Source organism: Zobellella denitrificans (assembly GCF_002237365.1).
Taxonomy (GTDB): domain Bacteria; phylum Pseudomonadota; class Gammaproteobacteria; order Enterobacterales; family Aeromonadaceae; genus Oceanimonas; species Oceanimonas denitrificans.
The window spans coordinates 1-21,031 of record NZ_NMUO01000030.1 but is presented as its reverse complement, the minus strand read 5'-3'; the positions used below and the strand labels follow the sequence as shown (position 1 = coordinate 21,031).

Genomic DNA, 21,031 nt, shown 5'->3' with positions numbered 1-21,031 from the left:
CCCCCGGTTGACGGCGGGCCCGGTTGCCGGGCCCCTGGATACAGTGCAATGCGCCTTCGGCCGGGGGGACGATGGCGCCTGGTCATGGCGTTGTCAGCGCAGTACCAGCAGCGGCACCCGGGCCGAGCGGATCATGGCGGTGGTGGTGCTGCCCACCAGCAACTGGCGGATGCGGGAATGGCCGTAGGCGCCCATCACCATCAGATCGATGCCGTTGTCCTGCTGGTATTGGGGCAGGGCCTTGTCCACCTCGCCCGGTACTATGGCGGCGTGCGCCTGGATGCCGGCCTGGGCCAGGGTGTTCTGGGCCCAGTTGATCTGCTCCCGGTTGTCGTCGGTGTCGGCGCCCACCAGCACCAGATGCAGCTCCAGGCCGTTGAACAGCGGGCTTTTCGCCAGCATCTCCACTCCCTTGCGGGTGGTGGCGCTGCCGTCGAAGGCCAGCATGATCCGTTGTGGTGCCTTGAATTCGCCCTGGGTCACCAGAATGGGGCGGTGCAGGGCGCGGATCACCTGCTCCACGTGGCTGCCCAGGTGGGCATAGGCGGAGGCCGACTCCTCGCCGTGGCGGCCGAGCACCAGCAGGCGGGTGTCGGGCTCGAGCTCCACCAGGGTGTCCACCAGGCCGCCGTGGCGCTGCAGGGTGGCGGGCTCGGCAACGCCGTCGTCGATGGCGCGCTCCCGGGCCGCCGCGAGCATGATGCGGCCCTGTTCCCTGGCCAGTTTTCCGCGTTTTTCATCGAGCTCGGCCAGCTCTTCCAGCAGGTGTTCCTGGCTGCCGAGACCGATGCTGCCGCTCAGGTCGGCCAGGCCAGGCTGCTGAGCTTTATCCAGCACATGGATAAAGCTCAGCGGTGCCGCCAGGCACTGGCTGGCCCAGCAGGCCCAGTCGCACACGGCGGTGGCATGGCTGGAGCCGTCGATACAGGCGAGTACGTTGGTGGTCATGGTCATTCCTCTCTTAGTGGCCCATCAGCTTTTCTACTGCTTTCGGATCGTTGTGAACAGCGAAACGGTCCACCAGGGTGGCGCTGGCCTCATTCAGGCCGATGATTTCCACTTCGGTGCCTTCCCGGCGGAAGGTGAGCACCACCTTGTCCAGGGCGCTGATGGCGGTGATGTCCCAGAAATGGGCACGGCTGAGATCGATACGCACCCGGTCGAGCACCTCCTTGAAATCGAAGGCGGCGATAAACTGCTCGGCGGAGGTGAAGAACACCTGGCCCACCACCTTGTATTCGCGACCGTTGTCGCCGAGTTTTTCCGAGCCCACGTAGAGGATCTGGCCCACCTTGTTGGCGAAAAACAGGGCGCTGAGCAGCACGCCGACCAATACACCGTAGGCCAGGTTATGGCTATAGACCACCACCGCCACGGTGGCGATCATCACCAGGCTTGAACTCTTGGGCAGGGTCTTGAGGTTTCTGATGGAATCCCAGTTGAAGGTACCGATGGACACCATGATCATCACCGCCACCAGGGCGGCCATGGGGATCTGTGATACCCAGGGGCCGAGGAAGACCACCAGGATCAACAGCACCACGCCGGCCACCAAAGTGGACAGCCGGCCGCGGCCGCCGGATTTTACGTTGATCACGGACTGGCCGATCATGGCGCAGCCGGCCATGCCGCCGAGCAGGCCGGTGGCGATGTTGGCAATGCCCTGGCCCTTGCATTCGCGGTTCTTGTCGCTGTTGGTGTCGGTCAGGTCGTCCACTATGGTGGCGGTCATCATCGACTCCAGCAGGCCCACCACCGCCAGCGACAGGGAGTAGGGGAAGATGATGGCCAGGGTCTCGAGGTTGAGCGGCACCTCCGGCCACAGGAACACCGGCAGGCTGTCCGGCAGCTCGCCCATGTCGCCCACGGTGCGCACATCGATGCCGAAGGCGATGGCCACCAGGGTCAGGGTGATGATGCACACCAGGGGCGAGGGCAACAGCTTGCCCACCACCGGCACCAGGGGCAGCAGGTAGATGATGCCGAGGCCGGCGGCGGTCATGGCGTAGACATGCCAGGTCACGTCGGTCAGTTCGGGCAGCTGGGCCAGGAAGATCAGGATGGCCAGGGCGTTGACGAAACCGGTGACCACGGAGCGGGACACGAAGCGCATCAGCTCGCCCAGGCGCAGGTAGCCGGCGACTACCTGCAGCACACCGCACAGCAGGGTGGCGGCCAGCAGGTATTCGAGGCCGTGGTTTTTGACCAGGGTGACCATCAGCAGCGCCATGGCGCCGGTGGCGGCGGAGATCATGCCCGGACGGCCGCCGGCGAAGGCGATTACCACCGCCATGCTGAAGGAAGCATAGAGGCCGATCTTGGGGTCGACCCCGGCGATGATGGAAAAGGCGATGGCCTCGGGGATCAGGGCCAGGGCGACCACCAGGCCGGCGAGCACGTCGCCGCGCACGTTAAAGAACCAGGTTTGCTTGATACTGGGTAACATTGTGGTTGTTCCGGTTATGGGTAAAGGCAGTCCATACCAGGCCGGCGTCAAGGACGGGCGCAGCGGTACGGGATCCGGGTTTTCGGGTAAAACAAAGCACTCGCACAGGGGCGAGCAGGGACACCGCGGGAGGCGGTAAAAGAAGGGCCTGAAGGCTAGGGTGGTGTCATCGCTTTATTCAAAAATTTCATGAAAGTTTAATTTTTTATAAGCTCTGTTCGTTAGGCAGCGGCTATTATAGGTGGCTGGCCGTCCGGGGACAAGGGCGGATCCGGGGTCGTCCGGATGTTTTGCCGACGCATCCCGGGTGGCACCCATGGCACTGTTTTTGCTTGGCTTATATTGGCGCAGCAAGAGGACGCCGGGACCGAGTTCGGATAATAACAATATCAAGAAAGAGGCAATCTATGAGCAACAACCGTATGCTGGGGAGCAGGGTGCTGGATGCGCTGCAGCACCTCGGCCTGATTATCGTGGCCATCTCCACCGTGGTGGCGGTGGGCATCGAGGTCAACACCATGTGGCAGGCCAGGACGGTCACCCTGGCCGATCTGCTGCTGATGTTCATCTACCTGGAAGTGCTGGCCATGGTGGCCATCTACCTGCGTTCCGGCAAGCTGCCCATCCGCATTCCACTCTATATCGCCATCGTCGCCCTGGCCCGCTACCTTATCCTGGACATGAAGGGCATGGACAGCTGGCGCCTTATTACGGTGGCGGGCGCCGCCCTGGTGCTGGCTCTGGCGATACTGGTGATCCGCTTCGGCCATATCCACTACCCCTACGACAAGGACGAAGGCGGACACTGACCATAGTGAGGCGTGAGGTACGCCTCATCGAGCATGTTCAATCACATGGCGGGCAAAGCCGCTGCCCGCTTCCTCGTAGATGTCAAACACCTCGTCGGCACCCATGTCGCGCAGCTGGGCGCCTTCTTCCGGATAGCGGATGATGGCGGCCACCCGGCCCTTGAAATCGGCCTGGTGAATTTGCTCCAGGGCATAGAGGTTACCGGCGTGGTTGGGCATGGCCAGGAAAATATAATCCAACTGGCCGTTAATATTGGTCTTGTCCCAGAAATCCGAATCCGAGGCGTCGCCCTTGATGGCGTTGATGTTCAGCTTCTGTAGCAGCTCCACCTTTTTTTCGTCGCTGTCGATGCCGAGTATCTGGCCCCGGTAGTGGTTTTCCAGCTCCATATAGGCGCCCTGGCCGATGCGGCCCATGCCGATGATCAGCACCCGGGCGTTGCCGAGCTCCAGGGGCATGTCGTCCGGGTGCAGGCGCAACCGGGTCCGGGGGCGGAGGCGGCCGAGCAGGCGGCGGTAGATATTCTCGTTGTGGCTGTTGAGGGGAGCCGCCGCCACGAAGGAGATGGCCAGGGCGATGGAGGCGACGATCACCCAGTCGTTGCTCACCAGTCCCTGCTTGGCGGCCAGCGCCGCCACGATCAGCCCGAATTCGGAATAGTTGGTCAGGCTGAAGGTGGCCAGCAGCGAGGTGCGCATGCGCAGGCCGCAACGGGCGTAGAGCAGGTAGTAGAGCAGGCTCTTCACCGGCAGCGCCAGCAGCAGAATAAGCGCGATCCACAGGGCGTCGCTGGTGGGCATGCCGTTCAGGCCGATGCTCAGGAAGAAGGCCACCAGAAACAGCTCCTTCATGTTGAAGAAGGACTTGGCCAGGCTTGATGCGCTGTAGTGGGGAGCCAGCATCATGCCGATCACCAGGGCGCCCAGGTCGCCCTTGAGCCCGACCAGCTCGAAGCCGCCCACGCCCACCACCAGCGCCAGAAACACCGCGAACAGGGTTTGCAGCTCGCCGTGGCCGGCCCGCTCCAGGATTCGGTAGAACAGTGGCCGCAGCAGCGGCAGCAGCACCAGCAGGCTGAGCGCCCAGGGGCTCGGGATCTTGCCGGTGGAGGCGGTGAGAAAGGCCACCGCGAACAAGTCCTGCATCACCAGCACGCCGATGGCGAGGCGGCCGTAGAAGGTGTTCATGTCGCTGCGCTCTTCCAGCACCTTGACCGCGAACACGGTGCTGGAAAAACTCAGGGCGAAGCCCATCAGCATGGCCTGGCGCCACTCCAGCTCCATCGCCAGGCTGAAGCCGAGGGTTTTCACCGCCAGCAGCACGGCGGTGAACAGCAGGGTGGACAGCACCACATGGCCGCTGGCCGTGCCCCAGACCTCCTTCTTCAGCAGGGTCTTGATATCGAGCTTGAGGCCGATGCTGAACAGCAGTAGGGTCACCCCCAGGTTGGCCAGGGTGTCGAGGGTCGTGTTGCTTTGATAGCCCATGGCGTTGAGCACGAAGCCCGCCGCCAGAAAGCCGATAAGGGGGGGGAGCTTAATTAGATAAACCGCCAGGCCGCAGCCGAAGGCGATGGCGATAAAAACAGGATCCATGGTGTTTTTTGTATTGTTGTCTGGGAGGGCGTATCAGGTTGGCTATACTGGTCCTCACTCTTTGTCTTGTCAACATTCCCCACGCACGGAGCCCGAGGCCGGGCCGGCGGCACTGGTGGAGCCGGTCATTTTCGGGCAGCCTGTCCTGGGTTATTCAACGGGAGTATTCATGATGGAATTCAAGTTGTTGATGGTGTTTGTCGATGACGACAAGACGGAAACGATACTGGACACGGCGAGGGAGGCGGGGGCGACCGGCGCCACCATTATCACCAGCGCCAAGGGGCTGGGGCTGGAAAAGCTGATTGGACTGTTTGGCCTGGAAGTATACCGGCAACGGAACGTGGTGCTTATCCTGGTCGAGGCGCGGCGGGCCGACGCCGTGCTGCAGCAGGTCGTCGATGCCGGCAAGCTGGATGAAAGCCTGGGAACCGGCATCGCCATCATGGTGGATGTGGAAAAGGCGATGGGGCTCACCGAACACGTGAAGGCGCTGGAAAAACAGCATCCCCTGTCCTGAGCGGCGTCAGCCGCTCGACCGAGGCTTCCACCGAGGATGGTTGATTTAGCGCGGGCCTGGCGATGGCCCGCTTAGGTGGAGGGAACTTCGCCGAGCCGCCACCTGGCCTGCTCCAGCTCATCTTGGGTGCCGAACAATACCAGTACGTCGCCAGCTTGCAGCAGGGTATCCGGCCCGGGAGAAAGCGATCTCTTTCCGTCCCTCACCAGGACAGTGGCGATCACGCCCCGGCTGGCTAGGTCGAGCTCGGCCAGCCGCTTGCCGATTGCCGGGCTTTCTGCCTGCAACTGGACCGGATAGAGCCGGTCCGCCTTTTGTTCGTCCAGGCCTTCCAGGGTGGCGGTGGTGCCGGGGAAGAGCTCTCTCAGCATCTGGTAGCGGCCGGTGCGCTGCTGCTGGATGTAGCTCGCCACCTTATGTGGAGGAACCCGCAGTGACAGCATGGCGTGGGAGGCCATCATCATGCCCGCTTCGAGAGTTTCGGGGATGACTTCGGTGGCACCGGCGGCGCGGAGTTCCTCCACGTGGGCTTCGTCCCGGGTCCTCACCATGATGGGCAGCCCGGGGTGATGGCGCTTGACATAAGCCAGGGTTTTCAGGGCGGCACTCAGGTCGTCATGACCGATCAGTAGCAAGCGGGCCTTGCCGGCCCCGGCAGCTTCCAGCACGGAGGGATCCGCGGAATCCGCGAAGAAAACGGGCTCGCCGGAAAGACGGGCGTCCTTGACTCGCTTGGCGTCCATGTCCAGCGCAATATAGGGGATGAGCTCATTTTCCAAAAAGTGGCTCACTATCTGGCCGATACGGCCATAGCCGCAGACGATGACATGATGGTTGAGATGATGGGCTTGTGGTTCTTCGTGGCTCTGCTCGCCGATGGCGCCGGCCTGGCGTGAACGGAACAGCCAGGTGGCGAGGGGCTGGTTAAAGCGGATCAGAAAAGGCGCGAGTATCATCGAAAAGAGCACGGCGGTCAGGGCTATCTGTGCGGGCAGCACCGCTATCACTTTGGCGTCGAGGGCGATGGCCAGCAGGGCGAAGCCGAACTCTCCCCCCACGGCTAGCACCATGCCGGTACGAAAGGCGGTGGGGCTGTCTATCTTCGCCCATCTGACGATGGCGGTGACCAGCAGCAGCTTGATAAGTAGCAGGGCGCAGGCACCGAGCAGGGCTTCCAGCCAGATGTCGGGGAGCAGGGCGGGATCGAGCAGCATGCCGATGCTGACGAAGAACAGTCCCAGCAATACGTCCCTGAAGGGCCTGATGGTGGAGTCCACCTGATGGCGAAATTCGGTTTCCCCCAGCATCATGCCCGCCAGGAAGGCGCCAAATGCCATGGAAAGTCCCAGGCTCATGGTGGTCCAGGCCGCGATCAGGGATACGAACAGCACCGTCAGGGTGAAGAGTTCGGCCGAGCGTTGCTCGGACACCAGATGGAAAAAGGGACGCAGTAAATAACGTCCTACCAGGAAGACGGCGGCGAAGGCCAGCAGGGCCTTGACCAGGGCGATGCCAAGGGCCCCAGCCACCTCCTGGGCGGCGGCCACGCCGAGCACGGGAATGATGATGACGAAGGGCACCGCCGTAATGTCCTGGAACACCGAGAGGGTCGTGCCCAGCTTGCCGTGTCGGGTCTGCTCCTCTCCTTGCTCGGCGAGCTGCTTGCTGATGATGGTGGTGGAGGACTGGGCAAAGACGGCACCGATCACGAAGGCGGCGATGCCGGGCATGCCCATGGCCCACAGCAGCAGGGCGACCACGGCGGTGGTCAATGCCACCTGAGCCGTACCCAGTCCCAGTATCAGGTGGCGTAGGGCATAAATCTGGGAGAGCGAAAAGCTCAGACCGATGGTGAACAGCAGGAAGACGATGCCGAATTCGGCGATTAGCTTGATGTAGTGTTCCTCCAGCACCGGGCCGGCGGTATGGGAGCCGAGCAACACCCCCACCAGTAGGTAGCCGAGGCTTGGGGGGATACGCAGGCGTTGAAACACCAGCACGATAAAAACCGTCAACCCGAGGAGGAGCAGTAATTGGGTGAGTGTCTGTTCAATCATAAGAGGGCAGTTTCATACTCTGTTGCTAGGTACCGCTGGGGCTCGGCGAAACGGCAGCGGTACAGAAAGTGCGTCGGGTGTGTCAGAACAGGTCGATATCGGCGACGGAAGGGTAGATATGCTGGGGACGGAAGGGCATCTTGTCAATATCCGCGACCTGGCTGACGCCGGTGAGCACCAGCACCGTTTCCAGCCCGGCCTGGAAGCCGGCGAGGATGTCGGTGCGCAGGTTGTCGCCCACGATCAGGGTGTTTTCGGAATGGGCGTCCATGTGGTTGAGGGCGGCGCGCACTATCCAGGCGCTGGGCTTGCCCACGTAGAAGGGCTTCTTGCCGGTCATCCGTTCGATGGGGGCGCACAGGGCGCCGCAGGCCGGGTGCATGTGCGGGCCGTGGGTGTCCGGGTTGGTGGCGATAAAGCGGGCCCCGCCGGCCACGAACTTGGCCGCCATCTGGATCATGCTCCAGTTGTAGTTGCGGGTCTCGCCCACCACCACGAAGTCCGGATCGATGTCGGTGATGGTGAAGCCGGCCTTGTACAGCTCGTGGATAAGGGCCCCTTCGCCGATCACATAGGCTTTTTCGCCGCTCTGGCGCTTGAGAAAGTCGGCGGTGGCCATGGCCGAGGTGTAGAAGCAGTGCTCGGGCACCTCGATGCCGGCGGAATAGAAACGGTTCTGTAAATCCTTCGGGGTCTGGGCCGGGTAGTTGGTGAGGAACAGCAGGTTCATCTCCTGCTCCAGCACCCGGCGGATAAAGCCGTCGGCGCCGGGGATCAGATCGTTGTTGTGCAGGATGACGCCGTCGATATCACAGATCAGGTTTTTTTTATTCATTCGCTCTCCTTGTCGCCGGTCGGTTCCGGCGCTGTTCCCACTGTCATGGCAGCTTATGACAAATCGATGACAAAGCGTAGGGCTTTATGGCTCCCGGATGCAGGCGAGCAGGGGCCCCAACTGGTTGATGCGGGTCTGGATGGTGGCGGCGCGGCGCTGGATATAGGCCGAAGGGCGACCGGCGTGGTACACCCTGGGGTTGGGCAGCACCGCCGCCAGCTGGGCCGCCTGCTGGCGGCTCAGGTTGGCGGCCGAGGTGTTGAAATAGGCGCGTGCCGCCGCCTCGGCACCGTAGACGCCGGGGCCGAACTCGGCGATGTTGAGGTAGAGGATGAGGATGCGCTCCTTGGTCAGTATCAGCTCCAGCATGGGGGTATAGAGCGCCTCCAGCACCTTGCGGGTGACGCTCCTGCCCGGCCACAGATAGAGATTCTTGGCGGTTTGCATGGTGATGGTGCTGCCGCCGCGCAGCCGGCCGTCGTTGCGGAACTCGTTGAGCACATCGCCGAAGGCTTTCCAGTCGAAGCCTTTGTGGCGACAGAACAGGTTGTCTTCGGAGGCGATCACCGCCATTTTCAGATGATTGGAAATCCGGGCCGACGGCTGCCAGTCTTTAGACAGGCCTTCCCCTTCGACAAGCCGGATTATCATCAGCGGGGTCACCGGCACCGGCACATGGCGGTAGGCCAGGGTGAGCAGCAGCGGCGCCAGCACCAGCAGGGCGGCCAGCCAGAGCAGACAACGCTTGAGCAGAGATATCATCAAAATAAGGTCCGTTTGCTGGTGCCGGCAGAGCGGGGGCGGCCGGGTATCAATTTATTGACCAGAAGGTTATGTTTTTGCGATAACAAGGGTTAACATTTTGTTATCTTTAAGGTATCCGGGAGCAAGGGAGAAACGCCATGTCCACATTTATCAACGAACTACCCAAGGTGGAACTGCATCTGCACATAGAAGGAACCCTGGAGCCGGAGATGGTGTTCGCCCTCGCCAGGCGCAATGGTATCACCCTCGATTACGCCGATGAAGGGGCGCTGAAGGCCGCCTACGACTTCAAGGATCTGCAGTCGTTCCTCGATGTCTACTACCAGGGCATGCAGGTGCTGCTGACCGAGCAGGATTTCTTCGACATGACCTGGGCCTACCTGGAGCGGGCCCATGCCGAGCGGGTGCGCCACACCGAGATTTTCTTCGATCCCCAGGCCCACACCGACCGGGGGGTACCGCTGGCGGCGGTGATCGGCGGCATCCACCGGGCGCTGGAGCAGGCCCGGCAGCAGTGGGGGCTGTCCAGTCGCTTGATCATGTCCTTCCTGCGGCACCTGTCGGAGGAGAGCGCCTTCGAGACCCTGCACCACGCCGAGCCCTTCCGTCACCAGCTGTCCGGCATAGGGCTGGACTCCTCGGAAAAGGGCAATCCGCCGTCCAAGTTCGTCCGCGTCTATGCCGCGGCCCGGGAGCAGGGTTTCCGGCTGGTGGCCCATGCGGGCGAGGAAGGGCCGCCCCAGTACATCCACGATGCCCTGGATCTGCTCAAGGTGGAGCGCATCGATCACGGGGTGGCGGCGGTGCACGACAGGCACCTGATGGAGCGGCTGGCCCGGGAGCGTATTCCACTGACCGTCTGCCCCCTGTCCAACCTCAAGCTCAGGGTGGTGGAGCACATGGGCGAGCATCCCATGCTCAAGCTGTTGCACGCCGGCCTGTGCGTGACCGTCAATTCCGATGATCCGGCCTATTTCGGTGGTTACATGAACGCCAACTACCAGGCCCTGCAGCAAGGGCTGGGAGCCACCGACGGCGAACTGCTACAGATGGCCCTGAACAGCGTGGAAGCCTGCTGGCTGTCGCCGGAGGAGAAGGCGGTGCTGACCCGGGAGGTGCGCGCCTACGGCGAGGCGGCGGGCATCAAACTAAAACACTAAAGCTGTGCCGCCGGTTGCCGATACAGAGCCTAATGGTCAACAGGAGACACGGCGTGCGCATTTTTCCCCTGCTGGCGGGGCTGGCCTGGTGCTCGGGCGCCTGGGCCCAGCCCCGTACCTTTATCGCGGATATCGAACAATCCCTGTGGCGGCTGACGTCGGACTCGGCGGTGGAATGCCGCCTGGAGCATCCCATTCCCGGTTTCGGCACCGGCGCCTTCGTCAGCCGGGCGTCGAAGAACATCAACCTGGTGTTCGAACTCAACCCCCTGCGGGCGCTGCCGCGCACCCAGTCCGCCGCCCTCAGGAGCGAGTCGCCCCACTGGCAGCCGGGGCGGGGCGCGCGGGATCTCACCCGGGTGACCTTCTATCAGCAGTTCGATGCCATGGTGGAGCAGCAGTCCGCCTGGATCATGCTCGACGAGCTGAGCCAGGGCCGCTGGCCCACCTTCTATTTTGACGATTGGTACCGCAACAACCAGGCGACGGGAGTGGGGCTGTCGTCGGTCAACTTCCGCGCCCGTTACGCCGCTTTTCTCGACTGTCAGCACAACCTGTTGCCCTACGGCTTCGAGGACATCGCTTTCAGCGTGCTCACCTATGTCAACAACGCCGACGAACTGACCCCCCATTCCCGGCAGCGGTTGTCGATGATCGCCGAATATGTCAAGGCGGATCCCGGGATCAACGAGGTGGTGATCAACACCTATACCGACAGCTTCGGCACCGAATACCACAACAAGCAGTTGTCCCGGCGCCGGGCCGAGGCCATCAAGGAGCACTTTATGGCGCTGGGCTTGCCTGAGGGCGCCGTGTCCCTTGAAGGGCACGGCGAGCGTCGGCCCATCGCCGACAACAGCACGCCGGAAGGGCGGGATCTCAACCGCCGGGTGGTGATAAGCCTGGGCCGCGAACGACTCTGATGCCCCAGGTGGCAGACGGCCATTGGCTTTTGCCGCCGTCTTGGGTAGCTTATGGCCTTTTGCTTTTCTTGGGGACAATAGAATGACCTGGTTGATGTATCTGGCTCTGGGGGCCTTCGCCGGCACCCTGGCCGGATTGTTCGGGGTGGGCGGCGGCCTCATCATAGTGCCGGTGCTGATCTTCAGCTTCAAACTGCAGGGGATCGGCGGGGAGCTGGTGGCGCACATGGCGGTGGGCACCTCGCTCGCCACCATCATGTTTACCTCCCTGAGCGCTATCCACGCCCATCAGGGCCGCAAGGCCATCGATTGGCGGCTGGCGGCACTGCTGTCGCTTGGCGTAGTGGTGGGGGCCTGGCTCGGTGGCTATACCGCCGACAAGCTGTCGGGTCTGCACCTGCAGATGCTGATCGGCCTGTTCGCCTGGACCATGGCAGCCCAGATGCTGTTCCATCTCGCCCCCAGGGGCGGCGCCGCCCTGCCCGGCAAGCCGGTGCAGGTGGCGGTGGGGGGGATTATCGGCTGGGCCTCGGGCATCTTCGGCATCGGTGGCGGCTCCCTGACGGTGCCCTTCCTCAGCTGGTGCTCGGTGCCCATGCAGCGGGCGGTGGCGGTGTCGGCGGTGTGCGGCTTTCCCATCGCCCTGGTGGGTGCGCTCAGTTATGTGGTGCACGGCCTGCAGCACCAGGGGCTGCCCGCCGAAGCCTGGGGTTATGTCTACCTGCCGGCGATGATCGGCATCAGCCTGGCCAGCATGCCCTTCGCCCGCTTCGGCGCCATACTGGCGCACAAGTTGTCCGCCAGGGCGTTGCGGCGGGCCTTTGCCGGCTTTCTGATCCTGGTGGGCGCCAAGTTCCTGTTCTTCCCGGGCTGATTAAAGAGGGTGAGGGGTCACCTCACCCCTCACGCCGTTTTTCCCGCGCCATCAGCCAGTCGTCCACCCAGGCCACCAGCCAGAGCACCAGCAGGCCGGCGGCCACCAGCAGCAGGTAGTGCAGCCAGGCCATCATTCGCCCCTGATCCGGCGGATGCCGGCCTCGTAGCGGCCCTCGTCCGTGTCCACCTGGGTCTGGAAATACTTCAGGAACCACATGTACTGCTCCGGCCAGTCGGCGAGCAGGGCCTCGATCTCCGCGTTCATGGCCCGGGTGTCGGCGGCCAGATCGGCGGTGGGGTAGGGCGCCATGGGCGGGCGGATAATGAGCTCGTAGCGATGCTGTTCGGCATTGTAGACCGAGAGCACCGGCAACACCCTGGCACCGGTGAGCCGGACCAGCTTGGGCAGGGCCGGCAGGGTGGCCTTGAGTTCGCCGAAGAAGGGCACGAACAGGCTGGCCTCGCGGCCATGATCCTGGTCCGGCAGGTAGAAAAAGTGATTGCCGTCCCTGAGGGTCTTGATAATCGATTTGATGCCCGCGTTCCGCTCATAGATCAGGCCGCCGAAACGGGTTCTCTGGCGGTTGATAAACCAGTCGAACAGCTCGTTCTTGGCGCTGTGCATCATGGTGCACATGGGCAGGCCGAAAGAGTTGAGGTAGAGGCCGCCGGCATCGATGGTCCAGGTATGGGGGATCATGAAGATGATCCTGTCACCGGCCGCCAGGCAGGCATCCAGGTGCTCCTGGCCCCGTACCCGAAAGCGGTTCTGCAGATAGGCCTTGCTGCGGGCGGTCCACTCGCCGTAACCGAAAAAGCCCATCAGCCCCACCTCGATGGAGCGGCGCAGCATGTGTTCCCGCTCCGCCTCCGGCAGTTCGGGAAAGCACAGCCCGATATTGGTGCGGGCGATGTAGCACTGCTTTTTGGCGAAGCGGACAAGCAAGGGGGCGAAGGCGGCGGCGAAGCGGTCGCGCAGGCGGACGGGCACCCAGGCCAGCAGCCAGAGGGCGGCGATGGCCAGCCAGGTCGGCCAGTATCTGGGGTGCAGGTAACGGGGTTTGAACGCTTGGTCATAAACGGGATCGTGCCCGGACATAACATCATCCTCTCGAAGACGGGGCGCCAAGTGTAAGAAAAAACGCGAGCCAGATCATCTGTTGCGCCGGGGACGGAAGTAATCCCGGTTCTGGTAGAAGGCGGGAGCCTCGTTGGCCGGCCACCAGCCCGGGATGCCGAGCAAGGGCAGGGGCAACAGCGGGCGAGGCCGGTCGAACAGGGCATCCTGCTCCAGCCGCTCGGCCAGGCGGATATCGAGGCGGGCCTGGCGATCGGCCGGGGCCAGGGCGAAGAAGGCAGGCTCCATCTCCAGCACCACGCACTTGCCGGTGAGGCCGACAAAGGGGGCCAGGGCCTGCTCGTAGAGGGCATGGCCGAATACGAAGGGCTGCCAGTCCCGGCCCCAGCGTGCCCGGTGGTGGAGGAACAGCCCCTGCCAGTCGTGTTCGCGCAGCAGCGCGGTGATCTCCTCCCCCCCGGTGACGGCCAGCACCAGGCCGCATTCGTCGAAATGGGTCACCCGGTCGCGCCTGGGCGTGCGCTGCCTGGCGCCGTGGGCAGCGATATCGGCCATGTGCAGCCGGTTGAGCAGGGCCTTGGTGCGGGGAAACAGGTACCAGATCAGCGCCCCGAAGAAGTCGTGCCAGTTGGCGGGGCGGGTGGGCACCAGGCCGCGGGCCACCGCCTGCTCGTAGTAGCAGCCTAGCTTGTTGAACTCGTCGTCGTCGATAAAGCGTACCGGCAGCCGGTCGGCCAGTTGCCGGTTGAGTTCGGTCGCCGAGGGCCAGTGGTCGGCGGCTGCCGGTATCAGCCCGTTCAGTGTCGCCAGTATGGCGTTGCGTCCGGTGAACGCGGGATCCCAGTCCATTCCTTCTGCCCAGATGGATGAAAACCGCAAAGCATACCCTGAGTCGGCGCCGAGATCAGGATATAATCACAGAGAAATCCTTTTATTACCCCATTTCCCAACGCCTCCGGCTTGGATAACATAGCGCCGTCAAATCCTGCCGCACCCGAGGAGTGTGCTGATGAAATGGTTGTTTTCACTGGTATTCGTTATGAGTTTGCTGATCCCCAACGCCCATGCCCAGGCTCCGGGCATGGAAGATGTCAAGATAGGCGACAAGTGGCTGCTGGGCCGGGTGGAGTGGTTGTGGCTGCCGGTGCTGGGCGATAACGTCAAGGCGCGCATCGATTCCGGGGCCAAGACTTCCTCCATGAGCGCCACCGACATCGAAGAGTTCAGGAAGGACGGCAAGCGCTGGATCCGCTTCAGCTTCAACCACAAGAATCACCTGGAACGGCTGGAGGCCCCGCTCAGCCGCTATGTGCGTATCCGTCAGGCCAACAGCAAGAAGCTGGACCGGCGGCCCGTCATCCTGCTGCCGGTGCAGTTGGGCGGCATGGAGAAGGAGGTGGAGTTCACCTTGAAGGATCGCACCCGCATGATCTACCCGGTGCTGCTGGGGCGGGAGTTCATGGCCAGGGACGTGCTGATCGACCCCTCCCGCCTCTATATCCAGCCGGTGCGGGAGAAATAGGCTTGGAAGCTTGAAGCTTGAAGCTTGAAGCTTGAAGCTTGAAGCTTGAAGCTTGAAGCTTGAAGCTTGAAGCTTGAAGTTAGATGCTTCCGGCTTCCGGCTTCCGGCTTCCGGCTTCCGGCTTCCGGCTTCCGGCTTCCGGCTTCCGGCTTTCAGCTTCCGGCTTTCAGCGTTCCCGCAGGCTGAATGCCCGGTAGATGCACAGGGCGGCACCGCCCCAGGTGATGCCGAGCCCGATCACCATCATTACTATGGCCCCCGTGGTCATGCGCTGGCCTCCTTCTTGCTGGTGGTGTTGATCACGATGGCCAGGATCAGCATCACCGCTATCATGCCCCAGCCCATAAACAGGATCTCGCTGTTGGAATAGCCGCCGTAATTTTCCCGGAAGGCGCCCAGCAGGTTGTTGAACAGGATCACCGCCAGCATGGCGATGGACACATACTTGATGCAGACAAGCCACCAGGCGCCGATGGTAAAGTCGGACAGGCGGTTGGCATGGTCGCGGAAGTCTTCCAGCCGGCACAGCCAGCCCACCAGCAGCAGTTCGAGCAGGCAGGCCCCGAGCAGGGCGATGTTGTTGATAAAGTAATCCACCAGATCCAGCAGCAACAGACCACCCTGGGTAATGAACAACAGGCTTATCACAAAGCCGGCGCCGCAGAAGACGGTGGCGGTCCTGGCCCGGCTCCAGCCCAGCTTGGCCATCAGGCCCGCGGTTACCGCCTCGGCGATGGAGATATGGGAACTGACACCGGCGAACACCAGGGCCAGGAAGAACAGGGGGCCCATGATGCCGGGGGCGGGCAGCAGGTTGATCGCCGCCGGCAGGGTGACGAAGGCCAGGCCCACGCCGGAGCTGACCACCTCGGTCAGCGCCTTGTCCTGGGCCTGGGCCATGTAGCCCAGGGCGCCGAAGATCAGGATGCCGGCCACCATGGAAAAGCCGCAGTCCATCAGTGCCGTGATGGAGGCGTTGTTGTTGATGTCGGATTTTTCCGGCAGGTAGCTGGCGTAGGACAGCATGATGGCGAAGCCCACGCTCAGGGTGAAGAAAATCTGGCCGTAGGCGGCGGACCACACCTTGAGATCCCAGATCTTGCTGAAGTCGGGCGCGAACATCCAGTTGATGCCGTCCACCGCCCCGGGCAGGAAGACGATGCGGCCGATCAGCACCAGCACCAGCAGGAACAGCAGGGGCATCAGCACCTTGTTGATCTTCTCGATGCCGCCCTTCACCCCCTTGTAGGTGGCGTAATAGGTGGCGGCCCAGGCCAGGCACAGGGGCGGCAGCAGGTGCCATTGCAGGCCGCCCAGGCTGGAGGGGGAGTTGTCCCCGGTGAGCCCCAGGAAGTCACCAAAGAAGAAGCCGTTGCTGTCGTCCCCCCAGGACTGGCCGACGGCGAAATAGACATAGGAGATGGCCCAGGCGATCACCACCACGTAATAGAAGGCGATGATGGCGGCGATCATCACCTGGAACCAGCCCAGCCATTCGAAGCGGCTGTTCAGCGCCTTGAGGATGCCGGGCGCGCCGGAGCGGTACTTATGGCCCAGGGTGAACTCCAGGATCATAAAGGGAATGCCGGCGGTGAGCAGGGCGAACAGGTAGGGGATGAAGAAGGCCCCGCCGCCGTTCTCGTAGGCCACATAGGGAAAGCGCCAGATGTTGCCCAGCCCCACGGCCGAGCCCACGGCGGCAAGCACGAAACCGGCGCGGGTGCCCCATTGTTCTCGTTGCATAAGTCCATTCCTCGAACAGGCTCTTTGCATCTAAGAATAGATAAGGCTCCGGAAGGCGCCCATTTTTATTGTTGCGCCCAGGTTGCCGAAATATGGCGGTGAGCAGGGACGCCCCTCGTCCAGCACGGGGCGTGGAAGAAGGAGGGTAGACCGATAATTATGCAGGCAAGCCCCGAAAGATTCGGTTCAGCAAGGAGATTTGTGCATAAAGCGATAGTGGAACTGGATACTTAGATTTTGATAGAAATTACTAAAAATGATGAGAAAAATGGATTTGTTTTGTTTTTGTTAAATATATATTAAACAATAACTTACAAATAATCCTTAAGATATAAGCCATTAGAAATTCTAATTTTGTTATCGAATAAAAGTCGGTTGAGAGGGGCCTCTGACCTCACTATGCTGTGCCCAGAATCACATCAGGAGGCGCATCATGAACTCAATCAACTACCACAACCAGGACCTCGTTCGTACCGAAGGGCACGCTGCCCACACCGGCCTGCTGGCCACCCTCGGTCTCTGGCTGCACCGCAGCCGCACCCGCCGCCAGCTGTCCGAGCTGCCGGCCTACCTGCTGAAAGACATCGGCCTGAACGAAGCGGATCGTTACCAGGAAGTCAGCAAGCCGTTCTGGCAACAGTAATCTCCCGCAAGGATGCGCCCATAAAAAGCCGCCGGATGTTCCGGCGGCTTTTTTGCGTTTTGGCCCCGCGGCTCAGCCGAGCGCGAAGAAATAAACCGCCAGCAGGCCGATACAGACCAGGTTCAGGAAGAAGCCGGCCTTCATCATGTCCCGTTGGCGGACAAGGCCGGAGCCGAACACGATGGCGTTGGGCGGGGTGGCCACCGGCAGCATGAAGGCGCAGGAGGCGGACACGGCGATGACCGAGGCCACCATCACCGGCGTCAGTCCCAGGCCCTCGGCCACCGCCACAAACACCGGGATCAGCAGGGCGGCACTGGCGGTGTTGGAGGCCAGCTCGGTCAGGAACACCACGAAGGCGGTGATCGCCAGCAGGATGACGAAGGGGCTGGCGTTGCCCAGCAGCTCGGCCAGGTGATGGGCCAGGAACAGGCTGGTGCCGGTTTCCCGCAGTATGTGGCTCAGGGTCAGGCCACCGCCGAACAGCAGCAATACGCCCCAGTCGGTGTGCTTTTCGATGTCCTTCCATTCGGCTACCCGGCTGATGCCGATCAGGATGATGGCCAGCAGCGCCACCAGGGTATCGAAGGCGGCGAGGTTGCCAAGGGCGGCCGAGAGGGGGGTGGAGAAGATCCACAGGGCGACCGTCAGCAGGAAGATGGCCAGGGTCAGCTTGCGTTTGCCGCTCCAGTCGATGTGCTCCTGTTCGAGCTCGATACGTGCGCCCAGCCGGGGACGGAACAACAGGTACAATACCCCTATGGCCACCGGCAGCAGCAACAGGGTCACCGGCAGGCCGAGCGCCATCCAGTCGCTGAAGCTCAGGCCCACCTCGGCGGCGGCAATGGCATTGGGCGGGCTGCCCACCAGGGTGGCGATGCCGCCGATGCTGGCGCTGTAGGCCACCCCCAGCAGCACGAACACGAAGGTACTGCGATGCTGTTGTTCATCCAGGCAGGACAGCAGGCCCAGTGCCAGCGGCAGCATCATGGCGGCGGTGGCGGTGTTGCTTATCCACATGGAGAGAAAGGCCGAGGTGGCGAACAGCAGCAGCACCGCCGCGCTCAACCGGCCCCGGGCCAGCAGCAGGATGCGGCCGGCGATCAGCCGGTCGAGCTGCTGGCTGTGCATGGCTGCGGCCAGGGCGAAGCCGCCGAGGAACAGGAAGATAATGGAATTGGAAAAGTTGGCGAGGGCGGCATTGGTGTTGAGAATGCCGAGCAGGGTCGCCAGCAGCGGCACCAGCAGGGCGGTGATGGTAATATGCACCGCCTCGGTGAGCCAGAGCACGGCGATAAAGACGAGCAGGCTCAGGCCCTTGTTGACGCTGTCCTCGAAGGGCAGGGTAGTGAGCAGGATCAGGAAGAGGACGATATTGGCTGCCAGAATGCCGCCCTTGAGCCAGATGTTGCCGGCTTGCTGCGAATTGTCTCCAGACATGTTTGTTTCTCGTTATGTTATTGTTTTGTATGAAATTGTAAGTATATCACCAAGAGATGGATACAACAGATGGCCACTTCTGTAAAACAACGTCTTTTTCTGCTCCCGCGCTGGCCCCTGTTGCTCTGTGGCCTGCTGGTGCTGCTGCTGTTCGCCGGCTATGGCGCCGGGCAATACCGCCAGTATCGTCATTACCAGGCGTTGCAGCAGCAGGCCGAGCCGGTGATCGACAGCCTGCATCATCTCCATCACATGGTGACGACCGATCTCGAGAGCGGCCTGCGGCTGGAGGAACAGGTCCGTTCCCTGTCGCTGATGCTGTCGCGCTTCGCCGGCTTCCTGGAGCAGCGGCGGCTGTTGCCCGCCCAGACGGGGGCGCTGCTTTCCGAACTGAACCGGTACCTGGACAACCTGCGCGCCCTGCAGGATGCGGATATCCATGGCCGCTACCGCCTGCAGGCCTTTACCGACAGTGCCGCCACGGTGACGGATACCGCGGTCAGGGCGCAGTTGGAGCAACTGAGCCGGCTGAGCCGGCTCTACCTGAACGCCCCCAATCAGCTGTTCGTGCTGGAGCTGGAGGAGATCGCCGGCCGACTGGCACAGCGGCAGGACGAGTCCCTGCGGGAGATGCTGTACCAGCACCGGCTGTACCGGCAGAGCCTGAACGAGCTGATCGGCCTGCGCCGGCAGATCGCCGCCGACGACATTTCCGCCCTGCTCGAACGCCGGAGCGCCTGGCAACGGCAGGGGGAGGCGAGCCGGGACCGGCTGTTGCTGGTGCTGGCCGCGGGGCTGCTGCTGAGCTTCAGCCTCGGACTGCTGTTGCTGGTGGTGCGCAACCGCCAGTTGCGGGCGGCCAGCCGGGCTTCCTACAGCCTGGCTCAGGCCAAGACCGACTTTCTGGCCAATATGAGCCATGAGATCCGCACGCCCATGAACGCCATCATCGGCTTTTCCTCCCTGCTGCAGCAGACCCCGCTGGATAGCCAGCAGGCCGAGTACCTGAAGAAGATCAAGAGTTCTTCCGACAACCTGCTGCTGCTGATCAACGATATCCTGGATCTGACCAAGGTCGAGGCGGGCAAGCTGGAGCTGGAGGACATCGCCTTCGACCTCAACGAGCAGCTGGAACGGTTGTCGGGGCTGTTCGCCGACATGTCCGAGCAGAAACAGCTGGAGGTGATCATCAACAAGGCAGCGGAGGTGCCCGACCAGTTGCTGGGGGATCCCCTGCGCCTGGGCCAGGTACTGGTCAACCTGGTCAACAACGCGGTCAAGTTCACCGAGCGGGGCGAGGTGGTGCTGACGGTGTCGGTCCGTCCCGGGCCGGAGCCGCTGCTGTGCTTCGAGGTCAGGGACACCGGCATCGGCATCATGCCGGAGCAGCTCGACAAGCTGTTCCAGGCCTTTACCCAGGTCGATGCCAGCACCACCCGCAAATACGGCGGTACCGGCCTGGGCTTGAGTATCAGCCACCACCTGGTGCAGCTGATGCAAGGCAACATCCGGGTGGAGAGCCAGCCCGGGCGCGGATCCACCTTCACCGTCAGCCTGCCGCTGCGGCCGGCGCCGGGCGTCCAGTCCGGCGCCCCGTCACCGTCCTTCGCGCCGGGGCAGAAGGTGCTGCTGGTGGACGACAATCCCCTGGTGCTGGAAGTGATGGGGGGGATCCTGCGCCAGGCCGGCTTCGTGGTCTACGAGGCCCAGGATCTGGAGGAGGCCAGGCAGTTGGTGCACAAACGCGGCCATGAGCTCAGGCTGGCGCTGATCGACTGCTGCCTGGGACAGGACAACGGCCTGGAACTGGCTCGTTATCTGGTGCAGCAACCCGGCCTCGGCGGTATCGACATCGTGGTGATCAGCGCCTTCGGCCGGGAGCGCCCCGCGGCGCAGATGCGGGCCCTGGGGATCCGCCACTACCTGTCGAAGCCGGTTACCCGGAGCAGCCTGCTCGGTTGCCTGGCGCGCATACTGGACAGCCGCGCCGAGCCTGCCGAGGCGGCGCGCGCCGGCCAGCCGGATACCGAGTATTACCGCCAGCGGCTGGCGGGGTGCCAGGTACTGCTGGCGGAAGACAACAGGGTCAACCAGCAGCTGATCGTGGAGTTCCTGAAGCAGGTGGAAGTGGCGGTGACCCTGGCGGACAACGGCCGCCAGGCGGTGGAGCAGATGGCCCGGCGCACCTTCGATGCCATTCTGATGGATCTGCAGATGCCGATCCTGGACGGGGTGGAGGCGACCCGCCAGATCCGCAAACTCCGGGTACATCACGATATTCCCATCATCGCCCTGACCGCCAGCGCCATGCGCGGTGACCGGGAAGCCAGCCTGAAGGCTGGCATGAACGGTTATGTCACCAAGCCGGTCCACCGCATCGACCTGTACCAGGCCCTGGCGCAGGCGCTGGGGAAGACTGCGCCGAAGGAGCGGGAGGCCGCCGGGGAAGCGCCCCGGGTGCCCGTCGCCGCCCGGCAGCAAGCCCTGGCGGACTTTGCCGAACAGCACCAGGACGATATCTGGCTGGTGCAGGCGGCCCTGGCCGGGGAGGACTGGCAGGAGGCCCGCCGGCTGTTGCACGAGCTGGCGGCGGGGGCCGAGTTTTGCCGGGCCGGGGA

Annotated in this window: 19 protein-coding genes; 8 read left to right on the top strand and 11 right to left on the bottom strand. The window is 62.9% G+C overall.

The window, feature by feature from the left end; all coding sequences use genetic code 11:
- Positions 1 to 93: 93 nt before the first annotated feature.
- Positions 94 to 948, bottom strand: coding sequence for a universal stress protein (locus CGX12_RS08545; RefSeq protein ID WP_094039466.1), 855 nt, complete (start codon positions 946 to 948; stop codon positions 94 to 96).
- Between the two features lie 13 nt (positions 949 to 961).
- The gene (locus CGX12_RS08540) at positions 962 to 2,446 is read right to left on the bottom strand and encodes a SulP family inorganic anion transporter (protein ID WP_094039465.1); all 1,485 of its coding nucleotides are present in this window, start codon (positions 2,444 to 2,446) and stop codon (positions 962 to 964) included.
- Positions 2,447 to 2,853: 407 nt separating this feature from the next.
- Here CGX12_RS08540 and CGX12_RS08535 point away from each other — a divergent pair, with 407 nt between their 5' ends.
- Positions 2,854 to 3,255, top strand: a complete 402-nt coding sequence (locus tag CGX12_RS08535) for a phosphate-starvation-inducible protein PsiE (protein WP_094039464.1) — start codon at positions 2,854 to 2,856, stop codon at positions 3,253 to 3,255.
- A gap of 24 nt (positions 3,256 to 3,279) precedes the next feature.
- Here CGX12_RS08535 and CGX12_RS08530 read toward each other — a convergent pair whose 3' ends face one another.
- On the bottom strand, positions 3,280 to 4,851 hold the full coding sequence (locus tag CGX12_RS08530; RefSeq protein ID WP_094039463.1) for a cation:proton antiporter family protein: 1,572 nt from the start codon (positions 4,849 to 4,851) through the stop codon (positions 3,280 to 3,282).
- Positions 4,852 to 5,020: 169 nt separating this feature from the next.
- On the opposite strand from CGX12_RS08530, the gene CGX12_RS08525 reads away from it, so the two are divergent.
- Positions 5,021 to 5,371: a P-II family nitrogen regulator gene (locus tag CGX12_RS08525; RefSeq protein ID WP_217898146.1), complete on the top strand. Its 351-nt coding sequence runs from the start codon at positions 5,021 to 5,023 to the stop codon at positions 5,369 to 5,371.
- Positions 5,372 to 5,442: 71 nt separating this feature from the next.
- Here CGX12_RS08525 and CGX12_RS08520 read toward each other — a convergent pair whose 3' ends face one another.
- From CGX12_RS08520 to mtgA, 3 genes are all read right to left on the bottom strand, one after another.
- Entirely contained in the window at positions 5,443 to 7,371 is a 1,929-nt protein-coding gene (locus CGX12_RS08520; protein WP_217898145.1) for a monovalent cation:proton antiporter family protein, read from the bottom strand.
- 139 nt (positions 7,372 to 7,510) lie between these two features.
- A complete protein-coding gene (locus CGX12_RS08515; protein ID WP_094039461.1) occupies positions 7,511 to 8,263 on the bottom strand; it encodes an HAD-IIA family hydrolase in 753 nt (250 codons plus the stop codon).
- Between the two features lie 84 nt (positions 8,264 to 8,347).
- Positions 8,348 to 9,025, bottom strand: coding sequence for a monofunctional biosynthetic peptidoglycan transglycosylase (gene mtgA / locus CGX12_RS08510; RefSeq protein ID WP_094039460.1), 678 nt, complete (start codon positions 9,023 to 9,025; stop codon positions 8,348 to 8,350).
- Positions 9,026 to 9,165: 140 nt separating this feature from the next.
- On the opposite strand from mtgA, the gene CGX12_RS08505 reads away from it, so the two are divergent.
- The 3 genes from CGX12_RS08505 (at position 9,166) to CGX12_RS08495 (ending at position 11,985) form a co-directional block, all read left to right on the top strand.
- Entirely contained in the window at positions 9,166 to 10,188 is a 1,023-nt protein-coding gene (locus CGX12_RS08505) for an adenosine deaminase (RefSeq protein ID WP_094039459.1), read from the top strand.
- 53 nt (positions 10,189 to 10,241) lie between these two features.
- A complete protein-coding gene (locus CGX12_RS08500; protein WP_232513414.1) occupies positions 10,242 to 11,111 on the top strand; it encodes a flagellar protein MotY in 870 nt (289 codons plus the stop codon).
- Positions 11,112 to 11,193: 82 nt separating this feature from the next.
- Positions 11,194 to 11,985, top strand: a complete 792-nt coding sequence (locus CGX12_RS08495) for a sulfite exporter TauE/SafE family protein (RefSeq protein WP_094039457.1) — start codon at positions 11,194 to 11,196, stop codon at positions 11,983 to 11,985.
- 132 nt (positions 11,986 to 12,117) lie between these two features.
- On the opposite strand, the gene lpxM is transcribed toward CGX12_RS08495, so the two are convergent.
- Entirely contained in the window at positions 12,118 to 13,086 is a 969-nt protein-coding gene (gene lpxM / locus CGX12_RS08490; protein ID WP_094039456.1) for a lauroyl-Kdo(2)-lipid IV(A) myristoyltransferase, read from the bottom strand.
- A gap of 54 nt (positions 13,087 to 13,140) precedes the next feature.
- Positions 13,141 to 13,914 carry a DUF3025 domain-containing protein gene (locus CGX12_RS08485; RefSeq protein ID WP_094039455.1) on the bottom strand — a complete coding sequence of 258 codons (774 nt, stop codon included), beginning with the start codon at positions 13,912 to 13,914 and terminating at the stop codon, positions 13,141 to 13,143.
- A gap of 190 nt (positions 13,915 to 14,104) precedes the next feature.
- Between CGX12_RS08485 and CGX12_RS08480 the strand changes: the two genes are divergently transcribed.
- Positions 14,105 to 14,587, top strand: coding sequence for an ATP-dependent zinc protease family protein (locus CGX12_RS08480; RefSeq protein WP_176442031.1), 483 nt, complete (start codon positions 14,105 to 14,107; stop codon positions 14,585 to 14,587).
- Positions 14,588 to 14,753: 166 nt separating this feature from the next.
- On the opposite strand, the gene CGX12_RS08475 is transcribed toward CGX12_RS08480, so the two are convergent.
- Positions 14,754 to 14,855 carry a MetS family NSS transporter small subunit gene (locus CGX12_RS08475; protein ID WP_094039454.1) on the bottom strand — a complete coding sequence of 34 codons (102 nt, stop codon included), beginning with the start codon at positions 14,853 to 14,855 and terminating at the stop codon, positions 14,754 to 14,756.
- Complete coding sequence (locus tag CGX12_RS08470; RefSeq protein ID WP_094039453.1) at positions 14,852 to 16,330, bottom strand: sodium-dependent transporter; 1,479 nt, start codon at positions 16,328 to 16,330, stop codon at positions 14,852 to 14,854. The genes CGX12_RS08475 and CGX12_RS08470 overlap by 4 nt, the downstream gene beginning before the upstream one ends.
- Positions 16,331 to 16,763: 433 nt before the next feature.
- Between CGX12_RS08470 and CGX12_RS08465 the strand changes: the two genes are divergently transcribed.
- A complete protein-coding gene (locus tag CGX12_RS08465; RefSeq protein ID WP_094039452.1) occupies positions 16,764 to 16,973 on the top strand; it encodes a DUF1127 domain-containing protein in 210 nt (69 codons plus the stop codon).
- A 72-nt stretch (positions 16,974 to 17,045) separates the two neighbouring features.
- Here CGX12_RS08465 and CGX12_RS08460 read toward each other — a convergent pair whose 3' ends face one another.
- Positions 17,046 to 18,413 (bottom strand): SLC13 family permease, encoded by a 1,368-nt coding sequence (locus tag CGX12_RS08460; RefSeq protein WP_094039451.1) that lies wholly within the window; start codon positions 18,411 to 18,413, stop codon positions 17,046 to 17,048.
- Positions 18,414 to 18,482: 69 nt separating this feature from the next.
- Here CGX12_RS08460 and CGX12_RS08455 point away from each other — a divergent pair.
- Positions 18,483 to 21,031 (top strand): hybrid sensor histidine kinase/response regulator (locus tag CGX12_RS08455; protein ID WP_142995593.1); only part of this gene is annotated, 2,549 nt, incomplete at its 3' end.